Origin of the sequence: Streptomyces sp. JH34 (assembly GCF_029428875.1) — a bacterium.
Lineage (GTDB): Bacteria > Actinomycetota > Actinomycetes > Streptomycetales > Streptomycetaceae > Streptomyces.
The window spans coordinates 2,451,457-2,477,663 of sequence record NZ_JAJSOO010000001.1; the positions used below are offsets into that span (position 1 = coordinate 2,451,457).

The 26,207-nt window shown below is 70.3% G+C and carries 25 protein-coding genes and 1 riboswitch; of the genes, 13 read left to right on the top strand and 12 right to left on the bottom strand.

Annotated features, from left to right (window positions below; genetic code table 11):
• Window positions 1–35 precede the first annotated feature (35 nt).
• The 3 genes from LWJ43_RS10545 (at window position 36) to LWJ43_RS10555 (ending at window position 1,900) form a co-directional block, all read left to right on the top strand.
• On the top strand, window positions 36–296 hold the full coding sequence (locus LWJ43_RS10545) for a UBP-type zinc finger domain-containing protein (protein ID WP_277332026.1): 261 nt from the start codon (window positions 36–38) through the stop codon (window positions 294–296).
• A 231-nt stretch (window positions 297–527) separates the two neighbouring features.
• Window positions 528–941, top strand: coding sequence for an ATP-binding protein (locus tag LWJ43_RS10550; protein WP_014154139.1), 414 nt, complete (start codon window positions 528–530; stop codon window positions 939–941).
• A gap of 23 nt (window positions 942–964) precedes the next feature.
• Complete coding sequence (locus LWJ43_RS10555; RefSeq protein ID WP_277335856.1) at window positions 965–1,900, top strand: RNA polymerase sigma factor SigF; 936 nt, start codon at window positions 965–967, stop codon at window positions 1,898–1,900.
• 25 nt (window positions 1,901–1,925) lie between these two features.
• Here LWJ43_RS10555 and LWJ43_RS10560 read toward each other — a convergent pair whose 3' ends face one another.
• Window positions 1,926–2,375, bottom strand: a complete 450-nt coding sequence (locus LWJ43_RS10560; RefSeq protein ID WP_277332027.1) for a hypothetical protein — start codon at window positions 2,373–2,375, stop codon at window positions 1,926–1,928.
• A gap of 141 nt (window positions 2,376–2,516) precedes the next feature.
• On the opposite strand from LWJ43_RS10560, the gene LWJ43_RS10565 reads away from it, so the two are divergent.
• Both LWJ43_RS10565 and LWJ43_RS10570 read left to right on the top strand, forming a co-directional pair.
• The gene (locus LWJ43_RS10565) at window positions 2,517–3,485 is read left to right on the top strand and encodes a diacylglycerol/lipid kinase family protein (protein WP_277332028.1); all 969 of its coding nucleotides are present in this window, start codon (window positions 2,517–2,519) and stop codon (window positions 3,483–3,485) included.
• A gap of 320 nt (window positions 3,486–3,805) precedes the next feature.
• Window positions 3,806–4,063: a WhiB family transcriptional regulator gene (locus LWJ43_RS10570; protein WP_003953983.1), complete on the top strand. Its 258-nt coding sequence runs from the start codon at window positions 3,806–3,808 to the stop codon at window positions 4,061–4,063.
• Window positions 4,064–4,245: 182 nt separating this feature from the next.
• On the opposite strand, the gene LWJ43_RS10575 is transcribed toward LWJ43_RS10570, so the two are convergent.
• Entirely contained in the window at window positions 4,246–5,712 is a 1,467-nt protein-coding gene (locus LWJ43_RS10575; protein WP_277335857.1) for a sensor histidine kinase, read from the bottom strand.
• Between the two features lie 561 nt (window positions 5,713–6,273).
• On the opposite strand from LWJ43_RS10575, the gene nagB reads away from it, so the two are divergent.
• Entirely contained in the window at window positions 6,274–7,059 is a 786-nt protein-coding gene (gene nagB / locus LWJ43_RS10580; RefSeq protein WP_277332029.1) for a glucosamine-6-phosphate deaminase, read from the top strand.
• A 71-nt stretch (window positions 7,060–7,130) separates the two neighbouring features.
• On the opposite strand, the gene LWJ43_RS10585 is transcribed toward nagB, so the two are convergent.
• The 4 genes from LWJ43_RS10585 to LWJ43_RS10600 form a co-directional block, all read right to left on the bottom strand.
• Window positions 7,131–8,654, bottom strand: a complete 1,524-nt coding sequence (locus LWJ43_RS10585; RefSeq protein WP_277332030.1) for a glycoside hydrolase family 3 protein — start codon at window positions 8,652–8,654, stop codon at window positions 7,131–7,133.
• Between the two features lie 8 nt (window positions 8,655–8,662).
• Entirely contained in the window at window positions 8,663–9,535 is an 873-nt protein-coding gene (locus tag LWJ43_RS10590) for a carbohydrate ABC transporter permease (RefSeq protein ID WP_277332031.1), read from the bottom strand.
• Entirely contained in the window at window positions 9,532–10,548 is a 1,017-nt protein-coding gene (locus tag LWJ43_RS10595; protein WP_277332032.1) for a carbohydrate ABC transporter permease, read from the bottom strand. Before LWJ43_RS10595 ends, LWJ43_RS10590 begins: the two co-directional genes overlap by 4 nt.
• A gap of 126 nt (window positions 10,549–10,674) precedes the next feature.
• Complete coding sequence (locus tag LWJ43_RS10600) at window positions 10,675–11,973, bottom strand: sugar ABC transporter substrate-binding protein (RefSeq protein ID WP_277332033.1); 1,299 nt, start codon at window positions 11,971–11,973, stop codon at window positions 10,675–10,677.
• 286 nt (window positions 11,974–12,259) lie between these two features.
• On the opposite strand from LWJ43_RS10600, the gene LWJ43_RS10605 reads away from it, so the two are divergent.
• The 6 genes from LWJ43_RS10605 to LWJ43_RS10630 all read left to right on the top strand — a co-directional run bounded on the left by LWJ43_RS10605 (window position 12,260) and on the right by LWJ43_RS10630 (window position 19,435).
• Window positions 12,260–13,024: a GntR family transcriptional regulator gene (locus LWJ43_RS10605; RefSeq protein ID WP_277335858.1), complete on the top strand. Its 765-nt coding sequence runs from the start codon at window positions 12,260–12,262 to the stop codon at window positions 13,022–13,024.
• A 219-nt stretch (window positions 13,025–13,243) separates the two neighbouring features.
• Window positions 13,244–13,456 (top strand): DUF3311 domain-containing protein, encoded by a 213-nt coding sequence (locus tag LWJ43_RS10610; protein WP_277332034.1) that lies wholly within the window; start codon window positions 13,244–13,246, stop codon window positions 13,454–13,456.
• Window positions 13,453–15,087: a monocarboxylate uptake permease MctP gene (gene mctP / locus LWJ43_RS10615; protein ID WP_277332035.1), complete on the top strand. Its 1,635-nt coding sequence runs from the start codon at window positions 13,453–13,455 to the stop codon at window positions 15,085–15,087. Before LWJ43_RS10610 ends, mctP begins: the two co-directional genes overlap by 4 nt.
• Before the next feature lie 122 nt (window positions 15,088–15,209).
• Entirely contained in the window at window positions 15,210–15,710 is a 501-nt protein-coding gene (locus LWJ43_RS10620) for a GNAT family N-acetyltransferase (RefSeq protein ID WP_277332036.1), read from the top strand.
• A 52-nt stretch (window positions 15,711–15,762) separates the two neighbouring features.
• A riboswitch (cobalamin riboswitch) is annotated at window positions 15,763–15,886 on the top strand.
• Window positions 15,887–16,025: 139 nt separating this feature from the next.
• Window positions 16,026–18,419 (top strand): ribonucleoside-diphosphate reductase subunit alpha, encoded by a 2,394-nt coding sequence (locus tag LWJ43_RS10625; protein ID WP_277332037.1) that lies wholly within the window; start codon window positions 16,026–16,028, stop codon window positions 18,417–18,419.
• Window positions 18,419–19,435, top strand: coding sequence for a ribonucleotide-diphosphate reductase subunit beta (locus tag LWJ43_RS10630; RefSeq protein ID WP_277332038.1), 1,017 nt, complete (start codon window positions 18,419–18,421; stop codon window positions 19,433–19,435). Before LWJ43_RS10625 ends, LWJ43_RS10630 begins: the two co-directional genes overlap by 1 nt.
• On the opposite strand, the gene LWJ43_RS10635 is transcribed toward LWJ43_RS10630, so the two are convergent.
• Complete coding sequence (locus LWJ43_RS10635) at window positions 19,432–19,647, bottom strand: hypothetical protein (RefSeq protein WP_277332039.1); 216 nt, start codon at window positions 19,645–19,647, stop codon at window positions 19,432–19,434. The two genes, LWJ43_RS10630 and LWJ43_RS10635, sit on opposite strands and share 4 nt — an antisense overlap.
• 81 nt (window positions 19,648–19,728) lie before the next feature.
• Between LWJ43_RS10635 and LWJ43_RS10640 the strand changes: the two genes are divergently transcribed.
• Window positions 19,729–20,703, top strand: a complete 975-nt coding sequence (locus tag LWJ43_RS10640; protein ID WP_277332040.1) for a GlxA family transcriptional regulator — start codon at window positions 19,729–19,731, stop codon at window positions 20,701–20,703.
• Between the two features lie 22 nt (window positions 20,704–20,725).
• Here LWJ43_RS10640 and LWJ43_RS10645 read toward each other — a convergent pair whose 3' ends face one another.
• The 5 genes from LWJ43_RS10645 to LWJ43_RS10665 all read right to left on the bottom strand — a co-directional run bounded on the left by LWJ43_RS10645 (window position 20,726) and on the right by LWJ43_RS10665 (window position 26,074).
• Window positions 20,726–21,463, bottom strand: coding sequence for a D-Ala-D-Ala carboxypeptidase family metallohydrolase (locus LWJ43_RS10645; protein ID WP_277332041.1), 738 nt, complete (start codon window positions 21,461–21,463; stop codon window positions 20,726–20,728).
• 175 nt (window positions 21,464–21,638) lie between these two features.
• Complete coding sequence (gene def, locus LWJ43_RS10650; protein ID WP_277332042.1) at window positions 21,639–22,277, bottom strand: peptide deformylase; 639 nt, start codon at window positions 22,275–22,277, stop codon at window positions 21,639–21,641.
• Window positions 22,278–22,358: 81 nt separating this feature from the next.
• Window positions 22,359–23,351: a tetratricopeptide repeat protein gene (locus LWJ43_RS10655; RefSeq protein WP_277332043.1), complete on the bottom strand. Its 993-nt coding sequence runs from the start codon at window positions 23,349–23,351 to the stop codon at window positions 22,359–22,361.
• 90 nt (window positions 23,352–23,441) lie between these two features.
• Window positions 23,442–24,689, bottom strand: coding sequence for an HD-GYP domain-containing protein (locus tag LWJ43_RS10660; protein ID WP_277332044.1), 1,248 nt, complete (start codon window positions 24,687–24,689; stop codon window positions 23,442–23,444).
• Window positions 24,686–26,074, bottom strand: a complete 1,389-nt coding sequence (locus LWJ43_RS10665) for an HD-GYP domain-containing protein (RefSeq protein WP_277332045.1) — start codon at window positions 26,072–26,074, stop codon at window positions 24,686–24,688. Before LWJ43_RS10665 ends, LWJ43_RS10660 begins: the two co-directional genes overlap by 4 nt.
• Window positions 26,075–26,207: the final 133 nt, after the last annotated feature.

Here is a 26,207-nt window from a genome sequence, read left to right on the forward strand (position 1 = left end):
CTCACAGTCCTCACATCCGACGTAACGTGGCCATCATGAGTGAGTGCCTGCATGTATCCGAACTGCCGCGCCCCGAGCCCGTCGCGCTCGACGACACCTGCCCGGAGTGCCTGGTGGCCGGCACCCATCCCGTGCAGTTGCGGCTCTGTCTGGTCTGCGGGCACGTCGGGTGCTGCGATTCCTCGCCCCTGAAGCACGCCACGGCCCACTTCGAGGCGACCGGACATCCGGTCATGCGCAGCTTCGAATGCGCCGAGAGCTGGCGCTGGTGCTTCGTGGACGGTTCGATCGTCTGAGGCCTGGGTACGTCAAACCGGCGCCCGTTCTTCGCAATTGACCGCCGCAGACCTCTAGCCACTGTACGTACTCATGTGCCTACCATGAGTAATCATGGGGTTACGGTCCCGGCGACACGGCATCATGGGGCGCGACAGCGTCGCCGGCCCACGAGGACCGACGACGGACCGCACGGCCCCGGGCACCCGTCCCGGAGCCTCGAACGAGTTTGTGCCACCTTGGAGGTGAGGGTGTCCCAGATCGCAGGCGAGCCCGGGAACCAGGACTTCGTAGAGGTCCGGCTGCCCGCTGCGGGTGCCTACCTGTCGGTGCTGCGAACGGCCACGGCCGGTCTCGCAGCGCGCTTGGACTTCACTCTCGACGAGATCGAGGATCTTCGCATCGCGGTCGACGAGGCCTGCGCGATCCTGCTTCAGCAGGCCGTGCCGGGCTCCGTCCTCAGCTGCGTGTTCCGGCTCGTCGGCGATTCCCTCGAGGTGACCGTCTCGGCCCCCACGACGGACGGCCGCGCCCCCGAGCGCGACACCTTCGCCTGGACGGTGCTCTCCGCGCTGGCCGGCAAGGTCGACTCCACGGTCGCCGACGACCGTACGGTCAGCATCAGCCTCTACAAACAGCGCGGCGCGGGACCCGGGCCGGCGTGAGCGACGGGAACGGGGACGGTCCTGTGCGGGACGAGACGATCCGGTCGGGGGCGGTGCGCCCGGCGGCCCTTCCGGAGCAGCAGGCCCGGCCGCATCCGGAGGGCGGGGCGGACGGCGCGGACGAGGCGCAGGGCCGTCCGGCCGCGCCTGAGCAGCCACAGGTGGAGCGGGCGGGCCGGATGAGCGAGCACGGGCACCACGATCCACACGACCGCAGTGGGGCGCGGGCGCTCTTCGTCGAGCTCCGCGCGCTTCCCGACGGCTCGGTCGAGAAGGCCGAGCTCCGCAACCGGCTGGTGCGGATGCACCTGCCGCTCGTGGAGCACCTGGCCCGCAGGTTCCGCAACCGCGGCGAGCCGCTGGACGACCTGACCCAGGTCGCCACCATCGGCCTGATCAAGTCGGTGGACCGGTTCGACCCCGACCGCGGAGTCGAGTTCTCGACGTACGCGACCCCCACGGTCGTCGGCGAGATCAAGCGGCACTTCCGGGACAAGGGCTGGGCGGTGCGGGTACCGCGGCGCCTCCAGGAGCTGCGGCTGTCGCTCACGACGGCCACCGCCGAGCTCTCCCAGCAGCACGGCCGCTCGCCCACCGTGCACGAGCTGGCGGAGCGCCTGGGCATCTCCGAGGAGGAGGTCCTGGAGGGGCTGGAGTCGGCCAACGCCTACAGCACGCTCTCGCTCGACGTCCCGGACACGGACGACGAGTCCCCGGCGGTCGCGGACACCCTCGGCTCCGAGGACGAGGCGCTGGAGGGCGTCGAGTACCGCGAGTCGCTCAAGCCGCTGCTGGAGGACCTCCCGCCGCGCGAGAAGCGGATCCTGCTGCTGCGCTTCTTCGGCAACATGACCCAGTCGCAGATCGCGCAGGAGGTGGGCATCTCCCAGATGCACGTCTCGCGCCTGCTGGCCCGCACGCTCGCCCAGCTGCGCGAGCGGCTGCTCGTCGAGGAGTAGCCGGCGGGACGCGGGGCCGCCGGGGTCAGGCGTCGGGGGTCGTCCGCGGCCCCCGGATGCCCAGCGCCCTCGTGGTCGCGGGGTCGAGCACCAGCACGAGGGCCGTCACGGCGACCACCGCGAGGACGATGCCCAGGGGGATCAGCGCGCCCTGGGCCCGCAACAGCGTCCACGCCACCGGCAGCGCCATGAGCTGGGTGATGAGCGCGGGACCGCGGCTCCAGCTCCGCCGCAGCAGCAGCCCGCGGGCGGCGAGGAGCGGGATCAGACCGAGCGCCACCAGCGTGAGTCCGCCCATCTCGGCCTGCTGGACGCTTTCGGGACGCCCGAGGAGGCCGACGGCCAGCATGTAGATCCCGCCGATGACGAGCGCCGCGCCCTCGAGCGCGTTGAGCGCCGCCAGGGCGGCGATCCGGCCCGGCTTCTCCGTTCCGGCCGAGGGGGACGGGGCGGGCGTGTTCTGCTGAGTGCTCACACCCTTCAGATTCGCACCCCGGCCCGCCGAAAGCGAAGCCGGGGCAGCGCGGCGGGCCGGGAAGTCACCCTGCGTGACCACTGGTGAACCCGTCGGATCGGGACTTCAGGGCGGTACCGCGCGGTAGGTACCCTGGCGTGCATGCGCGCACTCCTCGTGGTCAACCCAGCTGCCACCACTACCAGTGCGCGGACACGTGACGTGCTGATCCACGCCCTCGCGAGCGAGATGAAGATCGAGACCGTGACCACGGAGTACCGCGGTCACGCCAGGGACCTGGGACGCCGGGCGGCCGACTCCGACGACATCGACCTGGTGGTCGCCCTCGGGGGCGACGGCACGGTGAACGAGGTGGTCAACGGCCTGCTGCACGACGGCCCGGACCCCGAGGGCCTGCCGAGCCTGGCCGTGGTCCCGGGCGGTTCCACGAACGTCTTCGCGCGGGCCCTGGGCATTCCCAACGACGCTGTCGAGGCGACCGGCGCCATCCTGGACGCCCTCGCCGACGGCAGCGAGCGCACGGTGGGCCTCGGCCTCGCGGCCGGCACCCCGGGCACGGCGGACGAGGCCGTGCCCGGGCGGTGGTTCACCTTCTGCGCGGGACTCGGATTCGATGCCGGAGTCATCGGGCGGGTCGAACAGAAGCGCGAGCTGGGCAAACGGTCGACCCACGCCCTGTACGTACGCCAGGTGCTCCGGCAGTTCATGGACGACCCCCACCGGCGCAACGGCATGATCACCCTCGACGTGCCCGGACAGGACCCGGTCACCGACCTCGCGCTGTCGATAATCTGCAACACCGCACCCTGGACCTACCTGGGCAACCGCCCGCTGTACGCCTCCCCGAAGGCGTCCTTCGACAGCGCCCTGGACGTCCTCGGCCTCAAGCGTCTGTCCACCCCCGCCGTGACCCGGTACGCCACCCAGCTGCTCACTTCGAGCCCCGAGAAGGGGCCGCACGGCAAGCACGCCGTGTCGCTTCACGACCTCACGGACTTCACCTTGCATTCAAAGGCGCCGCTGCCCTTCCAGATGGACGGTGACCACCTGGGACTGCGTACGAGCGTGACGTTCACAGGCGTACGCCGTGCACTGCGTGTGATTGTGTGAGTGGATGGGGCCAAAGTCCTTTAACTCGAACGTTTGGGCTGTCCCCCACCCCTTAGAAGTACGGCTGTGACCTAGTCGACACCGAGGAATCAAAAAAAACTTTCCAGAAGGGGTTGTATCCGCCGCCGAGGTTTGCGAATCTCTACATGGCGATCGGGACGGCCCGCAACATCGGCCTCCACTGAGAGCCAGAACCCCTCCTCACCACAACAGGACCACATCCAGCTCATCTGGGCGTCGGACCTTCGTCTGCGGGGGGATTCGTGAAAGCGTTCACATTCACAAGCACCAGCATGTAATACCAAGGAGAGGTAGCAGCCATGGACTGGCGTCACAACGCCGTTTGTCGTGAGGAAGACCCCGAGCTGTTCTTCCCCATCGGCAACACCGGTCCTGCGCTGCTGCAGATCGAGGAAGCCAAGGCCGTCTGCCGTCGCTGCCCCGTCATGGAGCAGTGCCTGCAGTGGGCGCTCGAGTCCGGCCAGGACTCCGGCGTCTGGGGTGGCCTCAGTGAGGACGAGCGCCGCGCAATGAAGCGCCGCGCCGCTCGCAACCGGGCGCGTAACGCCAGCGCCTGACCGACGCCCCCCGTACGACGAGCCTCAGCCAGGCGGCGCGTACAGAGCGTACGCACAGCCCCGCCTTCGAGTCGCAGCGCGCAGTACCCCCGAAGCGCATCGCATCGTGAGCACCACGCAGTGGGCCCGGACCGTCACCACGGTCCGGGCCCACTGCTGTGTGCCGGGGAACCGGCCTTCCGCTACTTGTCGTTCTGCACGGGGATGTCCAGCACCACCTGGGTGCCGCGCACCGGGGCCGGGACCATCCCGAACGTGCCGCCCAGCTCACCCTCCACCAGCGTCCGCACGATCTGCAGGCCCAGGTTGCCGGCCTTCTGCGGGTCGAACCCCTCGGGCAGCCCGCGTCCGTCGTCCGTCACGGTGATCAGCAGCCGGGTCTCGGCCGACGTGCCGCCGCGCACCGCGGACACCTCCACCGCGCCCTGCTCGGCCACGGTGAACGCGTGCTCCAGCGCGTTCTGCAGCACCTCGGTGAGCACCATCGAGAGCGGCGTGGCCACTTCCGCGTCCAGGACCCCGAAACGTCCGGTCCGGCGGCAGGTGACCTTTCCGGGCGAGATCTCGGCGACCATCGCGATCACCCGGTCGGCGATCTCGTCGAACTCGACCCGTTCATCCAGATTCTGAGACAGCGTCTCATGGACGATGGCGATCGAACCGACGCGCCGCACGGCCTCGTTGAGCGCCTCACGACCCCGCTCCGAGTCCATCCGGCGCGCCTGGAGCCGCAACAGGGCGGCCACGGTCTGGAGGTTGTTCTTCACCCGGTGGTGGATCTCCCGGATGGTGGCGTCCTTCGTGATCAATTCCCGCTCACGGCGCCGCAGTTCCGTGACGTCCCGGAGCAGCACCAGCGACCCGATGCGCACCCCCTTGGGCTTGAGCGGGATCGCACGCAGCTGGATGACCCCACCGGCTCCCTCGACCTCGAACTCCCGTGGCGCGTACCCGCTCGCCACCTTCACCAGGGCCTCGTCCACCGGGCCGCGCGACGGCGCGAGTTCGGCGGTGGTCGCGCCGAGGTGGTGGCCCACGAGGTCCGAGGCCAGGCCCAGCCGGTGGTAGGCGGAGAGGCCGTTGGGGCTGGCGTACTGCACGACCCCGTCGGCGTCGAGCCTGATCAGCCCGTCCCCCACGCGGGGCGAGGCGTCCATGTCGACCTGCTGGCCGGGGAACGGGAAGGTACCGGCGGCGATCATCTGCGCCAGGTCGGAGGCGGACTGGAGGTAGGTGAGCTCCAGCCTCGACGGCGTACGGACGGTGAGGAGGTTGGTGTTGCGGGCGATGACGCCGAGGATCCGGCCCTCCCTGCGCACGGGGATGGACTCGACCCGGACGGGCACCTCCTCCCGCCACTCCGGATCCCCCTCGCGCACGATGCGCCCTTCGTCCAGGGCGGCGTCCAGCAGCGGCCGGCGGCCGCGCGGCACGAGGTGGCCGACCATGTCGTCCTGATAGGAGGTGGGGCCGGTGTTGGGCCGCATCTGGGCCACGGACACGTAGCGGGTCCCGTCGCGGGTGGGCACCCACAGGACGAGGTCGGCGAAGGACAGGTCGGAGAGCAGCTGCCACTCCGAGACCAGCAGATGGAGCCACTCGAGGTCGGTGTCACTCAGAGCGGTGTGCTGGCGGACGAGGTCGTTCATGGAGGGCACGTGTGCGAGCGTACCCGTGGAATCGAGGAGGTTCCGAACCGATCGGGCGGCGGATGCGTGACACTGTGCAAGGGCGTGCGCGGTCGGAAGAATGTCCGCGACGACGGATGGACACGGCCTAATGGTCTAGTCCACAATGCACCACGTAGGGGTACGACGACCAGGACGCGGCCCCCGCGCGACAGACCTCCGCCCTCCCCGCACAGGGGGGGCGGACCGAGGCACCCGGCGCTCTCTGCCCTGACTGCGCCGGCGCCTCAAGTGGCCGGAGGCACCGCACACCGCCGGCCAGGAAGCTCCGGGCTGCGGTGCCGGACGGGCTGAGGGTCCCGTCCCGGCGCCGCGGCCCGCGGGTGTTTCCGGGAGCTCCTCCCCGCACGGACGGAGTCGTCCGGAGCGCTTTCACCTCGCGGACGGGGCCGTCCGCCGACAGGGCGGAAACCAGCGACGTACCCGTGGACGGTTCACCTCCGTGCTACGCCGTTCTGCTAGATTGGGCCCCACAATTGGTCTAGTCCACATGACGCCACTCTCCAGATCGGCAGGCACAGCGTGGAAGTTGTCATCGTCCCGGACGCCGCGGCAGGCGGCGAGCTCATCGCGGAGGCCGTCGCGGCACTGCTGAGCCGCAAGCCCGACGCCCTGCTCGGCGTTGCCACCGGCTCGACCCCGCTGCCCGTCTACCAGGCCCTGACGGCCAAGGTCCGCTCCGGCGCCGTGGACGCCGGCCGCGCCCGCATCTGCCAGCTCGACGAGTACGTCGGACTGCCCCCCGGACACCCCGAGTCGTACCGCTCGGTCGTGCTGCGCGAGGTCATCGAGCCGCTGGGCCTGTCCGAGAAGTCCTTCATGGGGCCGGACGGTGCGGCCGAGGACGTGCAGGCCGCCTGCGACGCCTACGACAAGGCGCTGGCGGAGGCGGGCGGCGTGGACCTCCAGCTGCTCGGCATCGGCACCGACGGACACATCGGCTTCAACGAGCCGTGCTCCTCGCTCGCCTCCCGCACCCGCATCAAGACGCTGACCGAGCAGACCCGGATCGACAACGCCCGCTTCTTCGACGACGACATCGAGCAGGTGCCCCGCCACGTCATCACCCAGGGCATCGGCACGATCCTGGAGTCACGCCACCCGATCCTGCTGGCCACCGGCGAAGGCAAGGCCGACGCGGTGGCCCGGACGGTCGAGGGCCCGATCGCCTCGGTCGTGCCGGCCTCCGCGCTGCAGCTGCACCCGCACGCCACGGTGGTCGTCGACGAGGCGGCGGCGTCCAAGCTGAAGCTCGCGGACTACTTCCGCGCGACCTTCGCGGCGAAGCCGCGGTGGCAGGGCCTGTAGGGCTTCCGCACGCGCGAGGGCCGGGTCACCCCTGACGGTGACCCGGCCCTCGCGCGTCGGCCCTTCCGGGCTCAGGCGCCCGTACCGGTGATCGCCTCCGCCGCCGCGACCCCGCACACCCGTGCGGCGCCGTGCGTGGCGACGTGCGGCGCGCCCCGCGGCGGTGCCACCGGCAGCCCCATCTCGACCACGACGGTGTCGGGACGGGCCGCCAGCACCTCGTCCAGCGCCTCGCTCATCCACCCGTGACGATGGACGTCACGGACGACGGCGACGATGCGCCGCTCCCCCGCGGCCCTCAGCACCTCGGCAGCCGGTGACACGCTCCCGCCGCCGTAGGTCCCCGTCTCGGTGCCGGGCAGGATCCGGGACAGCTCGGCCGCGACACCCCACGGGGTCTCGTCGCCGACCGCGATGTTGGCGACCGGGGTGAACGCGGCGACGTACGGCGGCCCGTCCAGCGGCTCGCCGGTGCCCGTGACCGTCACGGCGCGGCGGGCCGCGACCAGTCCGACGCCGGCTCGGGCGCCGGGTGCGGTCCCCTCCTGCTCCTCCGCGCCCGGCGCCGGGACAGCCCCCCTGACCTCCTGCGTCCAGGACGCGAGGGCCCGTACGCGTGCGGCCGCGTCGGCGAGCCGCTCCTCGGGCAGTTCACCGCTGCGCACCGCCGCCACCAGGGCGTCACGCAGCCGCAGCACCGTGTCCTCGTCGGCCAGACCGCCGCCGACACAGATGGCGTCGGCGCCCGCGGCGACGGCGAGGACGGATCCGCGCTCGATGCCGTACGTGCCGGCGATGGCGTCCATCTCCATGCCGTCGGTGACGATGAGCCCGTCGTAGCCCAGCTCCCGGCGGAGCAGACCGGTGAGGATCTGGGGGCTCAGGGTCGCGGGCCGGTCCGGGTCCAGTGCGGGAAGCAGGATATGGGCGCTCATCACCGCTTTGGAACCCGCTGCGACGGCGGCCCGGAAAGGCACCAGCTCACGGGTGTACAGCGTGTCCAGGTCCACATCGATGCGCGGCAGCGCGTGGTGCGAGTCGACCGCCGTGTCGCCGTGCCCCGGGAAGTGCTTGGTGCACGCGGCGACACCGGCGGCCTGGAGGCCCTCGACGTAGGCGGCGGTGTGCCGGGCGACGAGCCCGGTGCCGGCGCCGAAGGAGCGTACGCCGATGACCGGGTTCCCCGGGTTGGAGTTGACGTCGGCTGACGGGGCCCAGTTGAGGTTGACCCCGCACGCGGCGAGCCGGCGGCCGAGTTCGCGGGCGACGGCCCGGGTGAGGTCCACGTCGTCCACGGCGCCGAGGGCGAGGTTGCCGGGGAAGGACGAGCCGCTGCGGACCTCCAGCCGGGTGACGTCACCGCCCTCCTCGTCGATGGCGACGAGCACGTCGTCCCGCTCGGCCCGCAGCCGGGCGGTGAGCGCGGCGAGCTGCTCGGGCGAGTGGATGTTCCGGCCGAACAGCCCGACTGAGGCCAGACCTTCGCCGACCCTGCGCAGCAGCCAGTCCGGGGCTGTCGTGCCGGTGAAGCCCGGCTGGAGGACGGCCAGCGCGTCACGCGTGACGGTGTCCGTGGTGGATACGAGGGTGGTCATGGGGCTGCCTATCCCTTCACGGCGCCGGAGGTGAGCCCCGTAGCCATCTTCCCCTGAATGATCATGAAGAAGATGACGACCGGGATGGAGATGAGGGTGGAGGCAGCCATCAGCGCGCCGTAGTCCGTACCGCGTTCCGTCGTGAACGTCATCAGCCACACGTTGAGCGTGTACTTGGAGTTGTCGTTGATCAGGATGTAGGCGAAGAGGTACTCGTTCCAGGCGTTGACCAGCGCGAAGATGGACGCGGCCGCGAGCCCCGGCGCCAGCAGCGGGAAGATGACCCGGCGGAAGGCCCCCATGCGGGTGCAGCCGTCCACCATCGCGGACTCCTCGAGCTCCACGGGTATGTTGATCACGAACCCGCGGATCATGATGGTCGCGAAGGGCAGCGTGGACACCAGGTAGACGACGATGAGACCCCAGTACTCGTCGATGCCTCCCAGCGCGTTGAGCTGGAGGTAGATCGGGATCAGCATCGCGGTCGGCGGCAGCATCTGGACCAGGATCATGACCATCATCAGCGCCTTCCGCCCGAAGAAGCGGAAGCGACCGATGGCGAGGGCCGCGAGGGTCGCGATGATCATTCCGCCGACGACGGCGGTGACGGAGACGATGAGGCTCGACTGGATCGCCGTGACGAAGTTGTCCTGCTTCACCGCGCGCGCGAAGTTGTCGAAGGTGAGGGAGGACGGCCACAGGGTCTGGTCGTAGGACCGGATCTCGTGGTTGGGGCGCAGTGAGCTGACGATCAGCCAGTAGACCGGGAAGGCCATGAGCGCGGCCGTGACCAGCGCCAGGATGTTGTAGCCGAGGCGGTTCCGCCTGCGGTCGGGCCGCAGGACCTGGGCCGGCGCGTTCGTGGGCGTGGAGGCGCTCATTCGACCTCTCCCGTCTTGATCAGCTGGCGCAGGTAGTACACGGCGACGCCGGAGAGCATCAGGACGGTGATCAGTGCGATCGCGCTGCCCTGGCTGAAGGAGGTGGACTCGAACGCCTTGGAGAAGGAGTAGAGGCCGAGGGTCTCGTACTCGGGTTCGGGTTTGTTGCCGCGCAGCAGCCAGATCTGACCGAACACGTTGAAGTCCCAGATGACCGAGAGCGTGGCGACCATCGTGAACACCGGCTTGATGACCGGCCAGGTCACGTAGCGGTAGACGCCGAACGCGGTGGCTCCGTCGAGGGAGGCCGCCTCCTCCAGTTCCTTGGGGACCTGGGTGAGGGCCGCGTACATCGTGATCACGACGAACGGGATGGCGCCCCAGACGACCAGGAGCGTGATGATGCCGAAGCCCTGCCACGGGTCGAGGAACCAGTTGTGGCCGAGCCACCGGTCCTCGTCGCCGGTGAGGTCGGCGAGCAGGGTGTTGATCAGGCCGTAGTCGGAGTCGGAGAGCCAGCGGAAGACCGAGGCGGCGACCATGAGCGGCATGGACCAGGCTGCGATCAGGGCCACCGTGAGGACGAGCCGCACCCAGGTGGAGACCTTCAGCATCATCAGGGCGATCAGCAGGCCGATGCCCATGGTCAGCGCGACACAGATGGTCATGAAGACGACGGTCCGGCCGACGACCGCCCAGAACTCCGGATCGCCGAGGATGTTGGTGAACTGCTCGAAGCCGACCCACGGGGTCTCGCCGTTGCCCCAGAGGGCCGCCCGTCCCAGGTCCTGGAAGGACATGATCACGGTCTTGACCAGCGGGTAGACGTACACGGCGGCGATGGCCAGGATCGCCGGCAGGATCAGGAGGTAGGGGAGGAGTTCGCCCTTCTTCCGCCGTCTCTTCGGTCGGGGCCCGTCGGCTTCCTGTCCGGATGGCGAGATCCCGGTCTTCTCCGGGGCACGCGGTACGGGGACCGGTGGACCGGCGGCCTTGGTGTCGGCAGCAGTCACGTGACTGACCTTCCATCGGGATTCCGGGGGTCTGCACCCGGGAATCACGGCGTTCCTACCTGAGAAAAGGGAGGCGGGGGCCCGGTGTTCGCCGGACCCCCGCCTGGAGAGCCGAAGGCCCGGGGACTACTTGTTGATGAGCTCGTTGATCTTGCCGTCGGCCTTCTTGGCGGCGTCGGCCACCGAGGCGCCCTTGAGGATCTCCAGGAGCATGTTCTCCAGGACCTCCTCCTTCTCGATGGACGTCCAGCCCGGCGCGATCGGCGTGAACCAGGCGTCCGGCACCGCGTTGGCGACGGCGGCCGTCTCCGGCTTGGACTTCAGCGGCTCGAGCTGCTTCTCGTTGTTCGGGAGGATGTTCTTGGCGGTGAGCACCTCCTGCGACTTCTCGCTGGTGAAGAGGGAGACCCACTCCTCACCCAGGTCCGTGACCTTGGACTTGGCGGTCACCGCGAGGTCCGAACCGCCGATGAAGGACGGGAGGGCCTTGCCGTTCGGGCCCGGCATACCGGCCGTACCGATCTTGCCCTCGAGCTTCGGGTTGCCGTTGTTGGCGCCGTCGACGACGGAGCCGGCCTCCCAGCCGTTGCCGTAGATCAGGGCGGCCTTCTCGTTGGCCATGACGTTGGCGTGGTCCTGCTCGTCCTTGGTCTGGTCGGCCTTGTTGTACTTCTTGACCAGGTTGACGAAGTGCTCGATGCCCTTCTGGGACTCGGGGGCGGAGAGGTTGCCCTTCCACTCCTTCGCGCCCTCGTCGTACTCGGCGATGGAGCCGCCGTAGCCCGCGACGTAGGACATGGCCGCGTACCAGTAACGGCCCGGCAGGTAGAGGGACGAGAAGCGCTTGTCCTTCTTGTTGTACTCGGCCGAGACCTTGTCGAGCGCGGTGAGCATCTCGTCCTCGGTCTGCGGGAGGGCGTCGCTGCCGGTGCCCTTCTTGAGCATGTCCTTGTTGTAGACCGCGACACGCGCGCCCGCGTAGTAGGGCACGCAGAACTGCTTGCCCTCGTAGGTGCAGGTGTCCTTCAGACCCTTGATCCAGGTGTCCGAGTTGTCGTACTTCTTGGGGTCGATCTCGGCCAGCGCGCCGTTGAGGATGTACTGCATCGTCTCGGTGTTGCCGAGCTCGACGACGTCCGGGAACTTGTCGCCACCGAGGGACGTGTCGAGCTTCTTGGCCTTGTCCGCCCACTGCTGGTACTGGACGTCGACCTTGACCTTCGGGTACTTCTTGTTGAACTGCGCGTTGACGTCCTTGACCAGCTCCGGCCAGGTGCTCTGCGCGTCGACCATCAGCCAGACCGTCAGGCTCTCGGTACGGTCCTTCGGGTCCTTCGAGGCGTTGTCATTACTGTCCCCACCACACGCCGCGATACCGGTCATCATCGCCGCGACGCCTACTGCCGCAATGAGCTTGCGCTTCATGCCACACCCTCCTCAGGGATACCAGCAACCCCCCGCCCACCGCGAAGACGTACGCCTGGCGCTACCTGTGGGGCTGGGACCTGGTCTTTAATGGTTTAGACCAGTACCGGGAGCTTGGCCTAGACCTTTAGGGGTGTCAAGGGTGTATAAGAAGTGCACTCGCGTCCGTTATCGGACCGACACCTGAGGGAGGGCGACGACCCGTGACGAGGCCGTGCCACCATGTGAGCCGCGACAGACGGAGGAGCCGGTGACGGCAGCAACGCAGCAGTCGGGAAGGCGGGCCATGGGTGCCGACGGGGGCAGCAGTACGGGTGATACCGGCGCGGGCGCGCGTACGGCACGCGTCCCGAAGTACTACCGGCTCAAGCGCCATCTCCTCGACATGACGGACACCATGCCGCCCGGCACCCCGGTGCCGCCCGAGCGGACCCTGGCCGCGGAGTTCGACACCTCGCGCACCACGGTGCGCCAGGCCCTCCAGGAGCTGGTGGTCGAGGGCCGGCTGGAACGCATCCAGGGGAAGGGCACCTTCGTCGCCAAGCCGAAGGTCTCCCAGGCGCTGCAACTCACCTCGTACACCGAGGACATGCGCGCCCAGGGCCTGGAGCCCACGTCCCAGCTGCTGGACATCGGCTACGTCACCGCGGACGACACGCTCGCCGGACTGCTGGACATCACGACGGGCGGGCGGGTGCTGCGGATCGAGCGGCTCAGGCTCGCCAGCGGTGAACCGATGGCCATCGAGACCACCCACCTCTCGGCCAAACGCTTCCCGGCGCTGCGCCGTTCGCTGGTGAAGTACACCTCGCTCTACACCGCGCTGGCCGAGGTGTACGACGTCCGGCTCGCCGAGGCCGAGGAGACCATCGAGACCTCTCTGGCCACACCGCGCGAGGCCGGGCTGCTGGGCACCGACGTCGGCCTCCCGATGCTCATGCTGTCCCGGCACTCGATCGACGGGGACGGCGAACCGGTGGAGTGGGTGCGCTCGGTGTACCGCGGCGACCGGTACAAGTTCGTGGCCCGCCTGAAGCGTCCCACGGACTGAGACACCCGTACGGTCGGTCCCCCCGGCGCGTGCGGGGGGACCGGTCATTCCGGACGACACCGGACCGTTGCAGGACCGCAATGCGGACGGGGGGTGACGGTGGCCGGACCTCTCGCCTAGATTTCCTGCGCATTACACAGGTGATCAGCGAGGGGACGGAGTCGCCGCATGTCAGAAGAAACCGGTGCGAACCCACCGACAGCACCGACAGTGACACCCATGAGGGTGGCGATCGCGCTCTGCCTGATCGCACCGTTCGTGGCGATGCTCTGGGTCGGTTCGTACGCGAAGGTCGACCCGGCCTTCATCGGCATCCCGTTCTTCTACTGGTACCAGATGCTGTGGGTGCTCATCTCGACCTCCCTCACCATGGTCGCCTACAAGCTGTGGCAGCGTGACCAGCGCGCCCGCAAGGGAGGTGCGTCCGCATGAAGGACGGCGTGAACGGCGTGGCACTCGCCGTGTTCATCTTCTTCTTCGTGGCCGTGACGGTCATCGGATTCATGGCCGCGCGCTGGCGCAAGGCCGAGAACGAGGCCAGTCTCGACGAATGGGGTCTGGGCGGACGGTCGTTCGGCACCTGGGTCACCTGGTTCCTGCTCGGCGGCGACCTGTACACGGCGTACACCTTCGTCGCTGTGCCCGCGGCGATCTACGCGGCGGGTGCGGCCGGCTTCTTCGCCGTCCCGTACACGATCCTCGTCTACCCGCTGATCTTCACCTTCCTGCCGCGCCTGTGGTCGGTCTCGCACAAGCACGGCTACGTCACCACCTCGGACTTCGTCCGTGGCCGCTTCGGCTCCAAGGGGCTCTCGCTGGCGGTCGCCCTCACCGGCATCCTCGCCACGATGCCGTACATCGCGCTCCAACTCGTCGGCATCCAGGCCGTGCTGGACGTCATGGGCGTCGGCGGCGGCGAGAACACGCACTGGTTCATCAAGGACCTGCCGCTGCTGATCGCGTTCGCCGTCCTCGCCGCGTACACCTACTCCTCGGGACTGCGCGCGCCCGCCCTCATCGCCTTCGTCAAGGACGGCCTGATCTACCTGGTCATCGCCGTGGCGATCATCTACATCCCGATCAAGCTCGGCGGGTTCGACGACATCTTCGCCAAGGCGAGCGAGGCGTTCTCGGCGAAGAACGAAGCCGCGGGCAAGCCGGTGGCCGGCCTCGTCCCGGGCGACATGGGCCAGTGGGGCTACGCCACCCTGGCGCTGGGCTCGGCGCTCGCGCTCTTCATGTATCCCCACTCGATCACGGCGACGCTCTCCAGCCGCAGCCGTGAGGTGATCCGTCGCAACACCACGATCCTGCCGCTGTACTCGCTGATGCTGGGTCTGCTGGCCCTGCTCGGGTTCATGGCGATCGCCGCCGGGATCAAGGTGGACAACGGACAGCTCGCGATCCCCCAGCTGTTCGAGAACATGTTCCCCGACTGGTTCGCGGGCGTGGCCTTCGCCGCGATCGGGATCGGCGCCCTCGTGCCCGCCGCGATCATGTCGATCGCCGCGGCGAACCTCTTCACCCGCAACATCTACAAGGACTTCATCAAGCCCGACGCGACCCCCGCCCAGGAGACCAAGGTCTCCAAGCTGGTCTCACTGCTGGTCAAGGTCGGCGCGCTCGCCTTCGTCCTCACCATGGACAAGACGGTCGCGATCAACTTCCAGCTGCTGGGCGGCATCTGGATCCTCCAGACCATGCCGGCCCTGGTGGGCGGTCTGTTCACCCGGTGGTTCCACCGCTGGGCCCTGATCGCCGGCTGGGCGGTCGGCATGATCTACGGCACGGTGGCCGCGTACGGCGTCGCCAGCCCGACCCAGAAGCACTTCGGCGGGTCCTCGAAGGAGATCCCGGGCATCGGCGAGATCGGCTACATCGGTCTCACCGCGATCGTGCTGAACATCATCGTGGTGGTCGTGCTGACCTTCGTCCTCAACGCCGTGAAGGCACCGGCCGGCGTGGACGAGACCTCGCCGTCCGACTACACGGCCGATGCCGGCGACCCTGGCGTCCAGGAGCAGCTCCCGCCCGCCACGGTGGGCGCCCCGGGCGGTCACTGACCCCTCGGCACGACGTCTTCCGTCCCGGCGGGGTCCGCCCCGCCGGGACGGAGTCATGTGTGGACCGACCCGTCCGGGAAAGGGAGTGCGCCGGGCGTGCCGCCCGGGGCAGACTGGCGCCCATGGATATCTCGGTCAGACCGGTGCGCGCCGAGGAGCACGAGGCCCTGGGCGAGATGACCGCGCAGGCGTACCTCGGCGACGGGCTGTTGGACTTCGGCGCCGACGACCCCTATCTGGAGCAGCTCCGCGCCGTCGGTCGACGGGCCGCCGAGGCCGTCGTGCTGGCCGCGGTGGACGGGGACGGCGCGCTTCTGGGCGGTGTCACCTATGTCGCGCCCGGCGGCCCCTGGGCGGACATCGCCGGCCGGGACGAAGCCGAGTTCCGGATGCTGGCCGTCTCCGCGGAGGCACGCGGGCGCGGCGCCGGCGAAGCGCTCGTACGGGCGTGCGTCGACCGGGCGCGCGCCACCGAAGGGGTCTCCGGAGTCGTCCTGTCGACCCAGTCGTCCATGGAGGCAGCCCACCGGATCTACCGTCGCCTCGGCTTCGTACGGACTCCGGAGCGGGACTGGAGCCCCCTGCCGGGCTTCACCCTCCTGACGTTCCGTCTGGCCTTCTGACCCTCCGCGACACTACATGTGGGGGCCGCCGCAATCGGCGGCCCCCACATGTATGCTCGACCTCGCTGTCGCCGCAGGGGAATCCGGTGCGAATCCGGAACTGTCCCGCAACGGTGTGACCGGTGCGCGTTCGCGCACCGCGGAGTCCGAAGACCTGTCGACAGTGCGTCCGGCTCGACCGAACCGGACGCAGAGACGTCCGGGCCCCGCGGAGGGCCGGTGGACGCCGTGCGCACCGCGCTGCCCTCCCCCGGGTGTCCATGTGTCCGGCTGCCCCGCTCCCGCAGGCCCCGAGCCGAGCGAGGGATAGCCCCAGTGACCATCGCGCCAGCCGACCCGGTTTCAGCCGCGGAACCCGAAGGCCGTACGACCGACGCGCCCGGGACCGCCCTGCTGCGGACCCTGACCGGCCTCACCGCCGATCTCCCCGACACCGACCCCGGACGGGTCGCCGCCGCCGCGCTGCGCGGCCGCAGCGCCCGGTCGGACGAGGCGGAGCTGCGCTCGCTGGCCACCGAGGCCGCCGCCGGCCTGATCTCGGAGGACCCGGCTTACTCCCGGCTCGCCGCCCGGCTCCTCACCCGGGCCGTCGCGGACGAGGCCGCCGGCCAGGGCGCTGTCTCCTTCTCGGCGTCTGTCGCCGTCGGGCACCGCGAGGGTCTGATCGCGGACCGTACGGCCGAGTTCGTCACGCTGCACGCCGCCGCCCTCGACGCGCTGGTCGACCGGGCGCTCGCCGACGGCGCCGACGACCGCTTCGGCTACTTCGGGCTGCGGACGCTGCACAGCCGGTACCTGCTGCGTCACCCGCTCACCCGCCAGGTCATCGAGACCCCGCAGCACTTCATGCTGCGGGTCGCCGCAGGCCTCGCCGAGGACAACTCCGAGCGTGCCCTGGAGGAAGTGGCCGCGCTGTACGGCCTGATGAGCAGGCTCGACTACCTGCCCTCCTCCCCCACCCTCTTCAACTCCGGCACCCGGCACCCGCAGATGTCCTCCTGCTATCTGCTGGACTCTCCGCTGGACGAGCTCGACTCGATCTACGACCGCTACCACCAGGTGGCCCGTCTCTCGAAGCACGCGGGCGGCATCGGGCTCTCCTACTCCCGCATCCGGGCCCGGGGTTCACTCATCCGGGGGACCAACGGGCACTCCAACGGCATCGTGCCGTTCCTGAAGACGCTCGACGCCTCCGTCGCGGCCGTCAACCAGGGAGGCCGGCGCAAGGGGGCGGCCGCGGTCTACCTGGAGACCTGGCACGCGGACATCGAGGAGTTCCTGGAGCTGCGCGACAACACCGGTGAGGACCAGCGGCGCACGCACAACCTCAACCTGGCGCACTGGATCCCGGACGAGTTCATGCGCCGCGTCGACGCGGACACCGAGTGGTCGCTGTTCTCCCCGGCGGACACCCCCGAGCTGGTGGACCTGTGGGGCGACGAGTTCGACGCGGCCTACCGCGCGGCAGAGGCGAAGGGGCTGGCCCGCAAGACGATGCCGGCGCGTGAGCTGTACGGGCGGATGATGCGGACCCTCGCGCAGACCGGGCAGGGCTGGATGACGTTCAAGGACGCCTCCAACCGCACGGCCAACCAGACCGCCGAGCCGGGCCGTGTCGTCCACTCGTCGAACCTCTGCACCGAGATCCTGGAGGTCACGGACGACGGCGAGACCGCCGTCTGCAACCTCGGGTCGGTCAACCTCGGCGCGTTCGTCGCGGACGGCACCATCGACTGGGAGCGGCTGGACGCCACCGTCCGCACCGCGGTGACCTTCCTGGACCGCGTCGTGGACATCAACTTCTACCCGACCGAGCAGGCCGGCCGCTCCAACGCCCGCTGGCGCCCGGTGGGCCTGGGCGCGATGGGCCTCCAGGACGTGTTCTTCCAGCTGCGCCTGCCGTTCGACTCACCCGAGGCACGAGCGCTGTCCACGAGGATCTCCGAGCGGATCATGCTCGCCGCCTACGAGACCTCCTGCGATCTCGCGGAGCGGTCCGGCCCGCTGCCGGCCTGGTCCGAGACCCGTGCCGCCCGGGGCGTGCTGCACCCCGACCACTACGACACCGGGCTGAACTGGCCGGAGCGCTGGGACGCGCTGCGCGCCAGGGTCGCCAGGACCGGGATGCGCAACTCGCTGCTGCTCGCCATCGCGCCGACGGCGACGATCGCCTCGATCGCCGGGGTGTACGAGTGCATCGAGCCGCAGGTCTCCAACCTCTTCAAGCGCGAGACGCTCAGCGGCGAGTTCCTCCAGGTCAACGCCTATCTGGTGGACGAGCTGAAGAAGCTCGGCGTCTGGGACGCCCGGACCCGCGAGGCGCTGCGCGAGGCGAGCGGCTCCGTACAGGGCTTCGCCTGGATCCCCGAGGACGTGCGGGCTCTGTACCGCACCGCGTGGGAGATCCCGCAGCGCGGCCTGATCGACATGGCGGCGGCGCGTACGCCGTTCCTCGACCAGAGCCAGTCGCTGAACCTCTTCCTGGAGACGCCGACGATCGGCAAGCTCTCCTCGATGTACGCGTACGCCTGGAAGCAGGGGCTGAAGACGACGTACTACCTGCGCTCGCGCCCGGCGACCCGGATCGCCCGCGCCGCGACCGGGCAGGCACCGCCAGCCGCCGTCCCCGCACAGCAGGCGTCGGCTCCCGACGCGGACGCCCTCGCCTGCTCCCTGGAAAACCCCGAGTCCTGCGAGGCCTGCCAGTGATGAGCACATCCGAGAACAAGAACCTGCTCGACCCGGGCTTCGAACTGACCCTGCGCCCCATGCGCTACCCGGACTTCTACGAGCGCTACCGGGACGCGATCAAGAACACCTGGACCGTCGAGGAGGTCGACCTCCACTCGGACGTCGCCGACCTCGCGAAGCTCTCCCCCGGTGAGCAGCACATGATCGGCCGTCTGGTCGCGTTCTTCGCGACGGGTGACTCGATCGTCTCCAACAACCTCGTGCTGACGCTGTACAAGCACATCAACTCGCCCGAGGCGCGGCTCTACCTGTCACGCCAGCTGTTCGAGGAGGCCGTGCACGTCCAGTTCTATCTGACACTGCTCGACACCTACCTGCCCGACCCGGAGGACCGTGCGGCGGCCTTCGACGCGGTCGAGGAGATCCCCTCGATCCGCGAGAAGGCGCAGTTCTGCTTCCGGTGGATGGACTCGGTCGAGAAGATCGAGCGGCTGGAGACGAAGGCAGACCGCCGGCGCTTCCTGCTCAACCTGATCTGCTTCGCGGCCTGCATCGAGGGGCTGTTCTTCTACGGCGCGTTCGCGTACGTCTACTGGTTCCGCTCGCGCGGTCTTCTGCACGGTCTCGCGACGGGCACCAACTGGGTGTTCCGTGACGAGACGATGCACATGAACTTCGCCTTCGAGGTCGTGGACACCGTCCGCAAGGAGGAGCCCGAGCTCTTCGACGACGAGCTCCGGCAGCAGGTCACCGACATGCTGCGGGAGGCCGTCGAGGCGGAGCTGCAGTTCGGCCGGGATCTGTGCGGCGAGGGCCTGCCCGGTATGAACACCGAGTCGATGCGCCAGTACCTGGAGTGCGTGGCCGACCAGCGGCTGACCCGGCTCGGCTTCCCCGCGCTCTACGGCTCCGAGAACCCGTTCTCGTTCATGGAGCTCCAGGGGGTGCAGGAGCTGACCAACTTCTTCGAGCGCCGCCCCTCCGCGTACCAGGTGGCGGTGGAGGGGTCCGTCGGCTTCGACGACGACTTCTAGGTCCTGGCCGCCCAGGACCTGACGTACGGGCGCCGTGCGGCCGCCACCGGCCGTGCGGCGTCCGTCGTTCCCCGGGGTGTCTCCCCTCCGCGCCGCCGGGCGTCCCTCAGCTCGCGGTCGATCCGGCGCTCCCGCGCGAGGCCGCCGAGCGCGGGCAGCAGGACGAGGGCGAAAAGTGCGGCTACGGCCAGGTAGCTCAGGAATGTGTTCATGGCTCTACTGTCGTCCGCGCGCCGGGATTTCGTCAGTGGCAGGACTGCCACTGACCATCGAATTGCTGCCACACTGGCGTCATGCTGAAGAATGTCGCCGCCCTGCTTCTCGACGAGATACATCCCTTCGAACTCGGCGTCGTGTGCGAGGTGTTCGGCCTCGACCGGTCCGAGGACGGGCTGCCGGTGTACGACTTCGCGGTCGTGTCCGCCGAGGGGCCGGTCCTCCGGACCCACGCCGGCTTCACCATCACCACCCCGCACGGACTGGAGCGTCTGGAGGAGGCCGACCTCATCACCGTCCCCGCGGGGAGTCACTTCATCGACCGGGAGTACCCCGAGGAGGTCCTCGACGCCCTGCGCAGGGCCGTGGAGCGCGGCGCCCGGGTGCTGAGCGTCTGCTCAGGCGCCTTCGTCCTCGGCGCCGCCGGACTGCTGGACGGACGCCGCTGCACCACCCACTGGCGGCACTCTGACGAGCTGGCCCGCCGCTTCCCGAAGGCGCGGGTCGAGCCGGACGTGCTCTACGTGGACGAGGGCCCGGTCATCACTTCGGCGGGTACGGCCGCCGGCATCGACGCCGCCCTCCACCTGGTTCGCCAGGCGCACGGACCCGCCGTCGCGAACGCCCTGGCACGCCGCATGGTGGTCCCCCCGCACCGGGACGGGGGGCAGGCGCAGTACATCAAGCGTCCGCTGCCCCGCACCCGGTGCGACACGGTCGGCGAGACGCTCGTCTGGATGGAGCGCAACCTCGACGAGGAGATGACCGTGGAGCAACTGGCCGCCCAGACCCACATGTCGCCCCGGACCTTCGCCCGCCGCTTCCAGCAGGAGACCGGCACCACCCCGTACCGCTGGCTGCTCCGGCAGCGGGTGCTGCTGGCGCAGCACCTGCTGGAGACCTCGGACGAGACCGTCGACACGATCGCCGGACGGACCGGCTTCGGGAACGCGGCGGCGCTGCGCCATCAGTTCGTACGTTCGCTGGGGACGACTCCGAACGCGTACCGGCGCACCTTCCGGGGGCCGTCCGGCATGACCGAGGCGGCCTGAGCCGACGGCCCCCGGAGCGCCGTCAGATGCCGCAGCCGGAGGCGGACCAGAAGTGGTTCGGCCCCTGGTTCACGTGGATGTGGTCGCTGTGGCCGGCGTAACCCGGGCCGAGGATCCCGTTGAAGCCGTGGTTGCGGGCCTGCTTGGCGATGGTGCACAGCGAGTGCGGCCCGGAACCGAGGTCGACGGCGTCACCGTACAGATGGCGGCTGTTCGTCGCTCCGCCGACCGCCGAGTTGCAGGAGGTGGACCGGAAACCGCTGGTGACCCGGATCGACTGGTCGCCGAGCGCGTGGCGCAGCGCCTCCAGCTTCCACATGCTGCTCAGGGCGTTGGCCTTGGCCGTCCCCGCCGCGACCGCCCCGCCCGCCCAGGTGCTGTTGCACGTGTTCAGCTCGGGATAGGTGAAGTGGATGGGGGTGCAGTCGTCGTCCTGGAGCGCGTAGAGCTTGGCCTGCGTGGCCGGGCCGGCGACCCCGTCCGCCGCGAGGCCGTAGGCGGACTGGAAGCGCTTGACGGCTGCCGTGGTGGCCGGGCCGTACGAACCGTCCACGGCCAGGACGGAGTTGTACCCGGGATAGCCGGCCACCCGGATCTGGAGCTGGGTGACGTCGGTGCCCGTGGCACCCTGCGACAGGGGGCGACTCCAGGTGTAGCAGCCGTCGGCCTGCGCGGTGCCCGCCGTGACGACGGCCCCTCCGATAGCGAAGGCCATGGTCATGACAAGCCCGAGCAGAAGATGTGCGGTACGTCTGAGCATGGGGGTCTCCCTGCACGATGAGGTGAACAGGTGGGCGTAGGGGTGAGCCTGTCCCAGGAGTCGACGCGCGTCAACTACGCCCAGGAGAACGCCCGTTGACGATCACTCGCAGCCGTGGCACCGGCGCGTGCCGGGAGGGGCCCCGCCGGTGGCGGAGCCCCTCCCGGCAAGGAGATCAGTCGTTCGGGACGACCTCGTAGCGCGGGGTGCCCTCGGCCATCTGCTTCAGCGCGTCCTTGCGGTCCCGCTTCGAGAGCCGGTCGATGTACAGGTAGCCGTACAGGTGGTCCGTCTCGTGCTGGAGGCAGCGCGCGAAGTAGCCGCTGCCCCGGACCTTCACCGGATTGCCCTGGGCGTCCTGGCCGCGCACGACCGCGTAGTCGGGCCGCGCCAGCGCGGCGTACGCCGTCGGCACGGAGAGGCAGCCCTCGTTGGAGTCGTCGAGGTTGCGCTGCTCCGGGGCCAGATCCTCCAGCACCGGGTTGCAGATCGCGCCGACGTGCCGCACCCCGTCGTCGTCCGGGCAGTCGTAGACGAAGACCTTGCGGTCCACGCCGATCTGGTTGGCGGCCAGGCCGACGCCCTCCGCCGTCCGCTGGCTGGCGAACATGTCGTCGATCAGCTGCGCGAGTTCGTCGTCGAACTCCGTGACGTCGCTGCACTCCTTGTGCAGGACCGGGTTGCCGACCACCGTGATGGGGCGGGAGGTGCCGCGCTCCCGGTGCGCCGCCTCGCGCGCCTCGCAGTCCTCGGTGTCCACGAGGAATCCCTCGTCGTCCACACCGGTCCGCTCGTCCGTCTCCTGCTGCGACATGTCCGCCGTTCGCCTTCCTGCAACCCTGAGTCCGTGAGTACCCGCACCGGAATCGGTGCCCGTACAGCCTACGGGCACCGCTCAGCAGACTTCTTCCAGATCCCGCCACTCACGGCTGTCAGGGCTGTCCGCCACCCAGCCGTCCAGCAGACCGCGCACCAGCCCCGCGGGGGCCGCTATCCCGCATTCACGCTCCGGAACCCACAGGTCGCCGGCGGTGCGGTGCCCCAGGGGCCCGGGGTGTCCGGGCTCACTGTGGTCGTGCGGGTCCAGGTGCTCGCCGTCACCCTCGTCGCTCTCCATGCGGCTCTCCGAACAGGCGCGGCAGAGCAGCCGCACGGAGGACGACCAGTCCTCGGCGGCGAAGCCGGCGTCCGAGGCGAGCTGCTCCAGCGCGTCCCGGTCGTCCTCGGAGGCGGCCTCCAGGAGCACCACCCAGGTGGGGACCGGAGAGGGCGCCCACAGTTCGATCTCGTCGAAGACCGGGAAGGACGGCCCGGCCGCCGTGACCCGCTCTCCGTTCGGCACGCCGTCGTGCAGGACGACCTCGCCCCAGCGCCGCCCCGAGGACGGCAGCGGGATCGACAGCACCTCCAGGCGCGCCGGATCGAGCCTGCGCCCCCAGACGACCTCGGCCTCGCCCTCGGGCGAGAGCCGCACGGCCGCACTGCCCAGGTCCATGCCCGTGGGCTCGCTGTTGGCCGCCGCGTTGTGCTGGCCGCTGCCCGGTACCTTCAGCCCGTAGGCCTGCCAGGCCCGGCGTGCCAGCGGCCAGTCCTGCAGCGCGGTGGCGGCGATTCCGACGTTCCACCAGTCCGGGGCTCCGGACTCCCGGTCGAGCAGGGCGACGGCGCGCAGGCCCGCGGCCCTCGCCTGTTCCCAGTCGTGCCGGAACTTGTGCAGCAGCGCGAGGTTGAACCAGGACTCGGAGAGCCAGGGCTCCAGGTCCGCCGCGCGCGTCAGCAGCGCCCCCGCGTCCTCGTACCGGCCGTCGCCGATCAGCGTGAACGCGCGGTCCGTGGCCTGCCGCCAAGAGGCGGACGGCCGATGCCGTACCTTCCCGAAGATCCTCACGATTCCCGCCTGTCCCGACTGGACACCCTCGTTTTCCACTCTCTTCGCATCCAACCATGCCCGGCCGGACGCTCGCTCATTACCCATGGGTTACCCCGTACCGACCCGGGTGAGACCGCCCCGCGCCAGGACTCTGGCCAGCGCCTCCACCACCTGCGGCTGGTAGTCGTGGCCGGTGCCGAGCCTGAGCTGCTCCAGAGCCCCCAGGGACCCCTTGACGCCTTCCCCGCACAGGTCGTCGTACGCGTTGACCGCACGGACGATTCGAGCGGCGGTCTGTTGTTCCCGGTACGGATCGGCCTGCTGCTCCACCACCACGGCGACCGCCGGATCCACACCGGTCAGGCGGACCACCGCCCCGCCGAGCAGGGCGATCCGGTGCTGCTCGGCGGCCGGAAGGACCGTGGTCGCCCCGTCGGCCACCGGGTCGACCAGGGAGAGCTGCCCGATGTCGTGCATCAGCGCCGCGTACTCGAGGACGGTCAGCTCGGGGCCGGGGAGCCCCAGCTCCCGCCCGACGGCCGTCGCCAGATCGGCCACCCTGCGGGCGTGCCCGTGCGGCGTGTAACCCGCGATCTCCGTGGACCGGGCCAGCGACGCGATGGTCTGCCGGTACGTCGTGCGGACGGCGGCGTACCGGCGGAACGAGACCTGGGTCAGCAGCAGGGGTACGCACAGCACGGGCAGGGCCCACAGCCCCGCGACGGCCACCCCGAGCGCCATCACGGCACCGGTCGCGCCGACCGCCGAGCCGATACCGCTGAGCGCGCGGAGCTCGTCGCGGAGCCGCGGCCCGAACGGACGGGGCGTCCCCGCCGTCACGGCCGCGAGAACCGCGTCGCAGAGGGCGGTGAGAACCAGCAGCACGAGCAGGAAGAGGGCGAAGTAGGGCCCCTCGCCGAACCAGCGCTCCGAGCGGCCCGAATGGTGCAGCGGCTGGAAGCACAGGGCGGCGAAGGCCACGGCCAGCACGCGGCGGGCAGCCTGGTCGGGCCCGGGGCCGCTGCCGCGCGCCACATGGGGCACGGAGGCGAGCAGCTGCGCCGCGACGACGACGGTGACCACCTGGAGGACCCCGTGCGCCGTGTCCTGTCCGCCGCTGCGCCCCAGCAGCGCGTACGCGAGCGCCCCGGCCGCCCCCAGCGGCGCGGGCTCGCGCTCCCCGGGCAGGGCCCCCCAGCGCGCCAGCTCACCCACGGTGACCAGGATCCCGAAGGCGAGGGCGTGGCCGGGCTCCACGACACCGTTCCACAGGGTGTGCGCGAGCGCGACGACCGCGAGGACCAGCGCGGCGCCGCGGACGGCGAGGACGGCCGGCTGCGGGTGGACCGGGGTCACCGCGGCTGTCCCGGCCGGTCCGCGGGCCCCGTGGCGGGCGGCCGGGCGGCCGCCCGCTGCCGCGGCAGACCGGTCCGTCCCTCGTCCGAGGTGACCGTGTTGGCCGCGGCGGACCAGCCGTGGCGGTCCAGGGCGCGTGCCAGGGCCCGCACCATGCGCGGATCGAACTGGCTCCCGGCGCAGCGCCGCAGCTCCTCGACGGCCGCCGGTACGGGCCGGCCGCGCCGGTAGGAGCGCGTCGAGGTCATCGCGTCGAAGGCGTCCGCGACAGCGACGACCCGGGCGAACTCCGGGATGCGGTCACCTGCGAGACCGTACGGGTAACCGCTGCCGTCGAGGCGCTCGTGGTGGTGCAGGATCGCGGCGCGCGCCTCGTCCAGGAAGCCGATCCCCCGGACGATCTCGTGGCCGTACTCCGGATGCAGCTCGATGACGCGGCGCTCCTCCGGGGTGAGCGGGCCGTCCTTGCGCAGGACCCGCGTCGGGACGCCCAGCTTGCCGACGTCGTGCAGGATGCCGGCGAAGCGGAGAGCCTCCATCCGGCTCTCCTCCATGCCGAGTTCACGGGCGATGAGCTCGGAGGCACGGCCCACGCGCTCGCTGTGGCCCCGGGTGTACCCGTCCTTGATGTCGACCGCCTGCACCAGCGCCCTGATGGTGTTGCGGTGGGCGGCGTGCCGGCGGTGGTACTGGGCGAAGACCCAGCAGGAGATGTACATCGGCAGCAGGACGACCAGCGCGGACAGCGGCCCGTAGGAACTGCGCCACAGGACGGCCATCATCAGCCCGGCGAGCGCGTGCACCAGGTGCGGTCCGACGGAGCGGGCCGGCAGCCCGCTCCAGGCGTGCCTGAGAGCCACGCGCTCGGCCGTGACGAGGATCCCGCCGTCGAGCGCGGCCAGCACGAGACTGAACACGAGCGCGGTGCCGCAGGCGGGGACGAGGGCGTACGGGAAGTCGGGCAGGGTGCCCCCCGCGACGCCGCCGAGCGTGGCGGGGCCGCCCAGGAACGCGTACGTCCAGGAGGCGGCCCCCGCGGTCAGGGCGAGCTGCGCGGCCCGCCAGATCCGGCGGGCCGCGGCGGGCGGGCGCTCCACACGGCCCACCAGCGATCCGGGCACCGCGACGAGGACGGCAGCGGACGGGGGCAGCAGGAACGCGGCCGCGAGCAGCAGGGGGAAGAACGATCCGGGACCGACCGGCACGGAGCCGCCGACGAGGCGGCAGCGGCCGGGGAGTTCACAGACCAGGTAGAGCGCCGCGAGCAGGCCGAGCGTGCCCCAGGGGGTGTGGGCCCCGGGAGCCAGCGCTGGCAGGGCGCAGAGCACGGCGCAGAGGGCCGCGCACAGGATGTGGGCGCGCGCCGCCCCCGATATGCCCCTCACCTGTACCGCCCGCCCCCAGCCTGGTCGATGGAGGCGCCAGGCTAGCGAGCTGGGTGTCGGCCAGGGCCCGAACGGGCCGGATTAGCACATTCGGGTGAAATCACGGGGGCCGGCGCTGCGCTCAGTGCGGGCG